At 44.0% G+C, this 864-nt stretch carries 2 protein-coding genes; both read right to left on the reverse strand.

The window, feature by feature from the left end:
• On the reverse strand, nt 1-577 hold a 577-nt coding region (locus CWI84_RS11705; protein WP_133307096.1), incomplete at its 3' end, for a DUF6990 domain-containing protein.
• Nucleotides 578-580: 3 nt separating this feature from the next.
• On the reverse strand, nt 581-864 hold a 284-nt coding region (locus CWI84_RS11745), incomplete at its 5' end, for a hypothetical protein (protein ID WP_157981025.1).

Here is an 864-nt window from a genome sequence, read left to right on the forward strand (position 1 = left end):
CTCCTGAACGGTATTTTTCAGCCAGCGGAATGGCTCGCTCGAAGTACTCTTGTTTGATAATAGGGATAAACTCCATTCGGTCACCACGCTTAAAGGCATCCAGATAACCTCGTAGTCTGTCGACGTCGCCTTTTAATACACAAGCCATAATATGCTTTGGTTGCCACCCAGCTGGAGGAAAGCCTGTGATTTTTTCGTAACATCGCGAAAATTCTGTAGCGATAGTCTCCTGCTGATTTTGCTGATGGAACCACTCAAAACAATTCTCAACCATTTCATCAACGTGGTGTTCCCGAATGATTCCATCTGAGACAGACAGCTTGCATTGACGCCCCACAAAAAAAGGCACCACTTGTTGGCTTTCTGAGAAAAAAATAGAACGATCTAGTTGCAATAACCAAGGTAGGGTCATTGATGGCATACCTAACAATGTTCTCGTGCTTCCTGTGCCGAAAGTGCCTGGAAAAAAGGCCAGGTAGCCCTCACCATCGTCTTTTAAGATGAATTCCCAGTCACTATCAACTTTCTTCGCCTTATATTGCCCCTTTAAATACTTAATGATTTCTGCTTTTTTCATTGATTAACCTTCTACCCCCTCGGTTCGGATAACTTTTACAGGAATACCATTTGGGTAGCCTAACTCCGCAAGCGTTCCGCCTGTTTTTCTTGAATCCAGCGTTCTCATTAATTCACCAGAAGGCGTTGCATCAGGGGGGATACGATATTGTGGATTACCTGCACTATCCACCCCGACCTGTTCGATAACCTTTGATTGGTTCGGTGAAAAGCCTGCGTCACCTGTTTTCACTTCAACAAAATTAACACTACCATCTTGATCCATATGGAATATATCGGGTTTACAGG

The organism is Idiomarina tyrosinivorans, from assembly GCF_003987475.1.
GTDB classification, from domain to species: Bacteria; Pseudomonadota; Gammaproteobacteria; order Enterobacterales; family Alteromonadaceae; genus Idiomarina; species Idiomarina tyrosinivorans.